The organism is Streptomyces sp. MnatMP-M17 (assembly GCF_900091995.1).
Classification (GTDB): domain Bacteria; phylum Actinomycetota; class Actinomycetes; order Streptomycetales; family Streptomycetaceae; genus Streptomyces.
Genome location: NZ_FMDK01001077.1, coordinates 1 through 1971 on the forward strand (window position 1 = coordinate 1; position 1971 = coordinate 1971).

Annotated in this window: 1 protein-coding gene; it reads right to left on the reverse strand. The window is 70.6% G+C overall.

The features are described from left to right. Positions 1 to 1971: zinc-binding dehydrogenase (locus tag GA0115259_RS36100; protein ID WP_141716840.1), on the reverse strand; the 1971-nt coding region annotated here is incomplete at both ends.

The following is a 1971-nucleotide window of genomic DNA, read 5'->3' on the forward strand; positions in this document are numbered from 1 at the left end:
CAGTACGATCTTCCCCACATGCCGGGCCAGACTCATAAACCGGAACGCGTCCCGCGCCCGCCGTACATCCCAGGAACGGACCGGCAACGGCTCCAGCACGCCTTGGCCGAACAGTCCCATGAGGGAGTTCAGCATGCGCCGGATGTCCTCGGGATCCACCCAGCCGAGGTCGAACGCTTGATAGTCCACGCCGTCGGGCAGATCGGCGGCATCGCGGACATCGGTCTTGCCCATCTCCAGGAACCGGCCGCCCGTGTTGAGCAGCCGCATGGAGGCGTCCACGAACTCACCGGCCAGCGCGTTCAGTACGACATCGATCCCGTCGCCGTCGGTGATGTCGGCGAAGGCGGCCTCGAAGTCCGTCGTCCGGGAGGAGGCGATATGGTCGTCCGCCACACCGAGCAGGCGCAGGACGTCCCACTTGCCCTCGCTCGCCGTCGCGAAGACCTCCGCACCGAGATGACGGGCGATCTGGATCGCCGCCATCCCCACACCACCGGCGCCGGCATGGATCAGCACCTTCTCGCCATGGGTCAGGCCCGCCAGCTCGACCAGCGCGTGATACGCCGTCAGGAACACCAGCGGCACCGAAGCCGCCGTCTCCCACGACCATTCGTCCGGCAGTGCGGTGAGCAGCCGTGCGTCGCCCACCACCAGTGAGCCGAAACCTCCGGACACCAGGCCTGTGACCCGGTCGCCGGGCCGCAGCCCGGTCACCTCCGGTCCCACCTCGACCACCACGCCCGAGGCCTCGCGGCCCATACGCCCGGCGTCGCCGGGATACATGTCCAGCGCCTTGAGGACATCGCGGAAGTTGACACCGGCCGCGCGGACCTCGATCCGTACCTCGTGCCCCGACAACGGCTCCAGTGCCTCCGGGAACGGTGTCGGCGTCAGCCCGTCCAGGCTTCCCTTCGTCGTGCTGTCCAGCCGCCAGGGCACATCCACAGGAAGAATCAGGGCCATGTCCGGCTCCAGCCGCGCGAGCCGCCCGGCCAGGAGTGCTCCGTCACGGACGGCCAACTGCGGCTCGTCCGTAACGGCAGACCGTGTGAGCCGGCCCATGAGCTGGGCAAGGCCGTCGCTCCCGAGGCCGAGATCCAGCAGGCCAAGGTCCAGCGGGCCCAAATCCAGCAGGCCGAAGCAGCCCGGGTTCTCCGTCTGGGCCGAGCGCACCAGGCCCCAGACCGAGGCGGCGGCCACATCGGTGACCTCCTCGTCGCCGGCCGCCACCGCGCCTCGCGTCACAAACACCAGCCGGGAGCCGGTGAACCGCTCCTCGGCCAGCCACTCCTGCATCAGGGCCAGGGCAACAGCGGTCAGCGCGTGCGCCGACTCGGCGGCACCGGCACCGGCGCCGGTCCCGGCCTCGGCGCCGACTCCGGTGCCGTCCGTGCCATGGACACCGACCAGTACGGTGTCCGGTACCGAGGACTCCGCCGCCGCCAGCGACGCCAGATCGGTATGGACCTCGATCTCGACACCCGTACGAGCCAGTCCCTCGGCCAGCCCGAGGGCATCCGGTCCGATCAGCGCGAGTCTGTCCGCACCAGGCGTGGAACCGCCGGGCGCGGGAACGCCGGGCACCGGGACCCACTCCAGTGTGAACAGCGCGTCCCGGGCCAATCCGGTGGCACTGTCGAGCTGGTCGCCCGACACGGCGCGTACGAGCAGCGAGTCGACCGAGGCTACGGGCGCACCTGTGGTGTCGGCGACCACGATCGACACCGCGTCCTTGCCCTCGGCCGGAGCGATCCGTACACGCAGTGCCGCGGCGCCCGTCGCGTACAGGGACACGCCCTCCCACGAGAACGGCAGACCGCCGGTGCCCTCCTGACCGTCACCGGCGAGGAGCGACGCGTGCAGGGCGGAGTCGAGCAGCGCCGGATGCAGACCGTACGCTCCCGCCTCGGCGCCCTCGGGCAGACTCACCTCGGCGAAGATCTCACCGTCCCGACGCCAGGCCGCCCG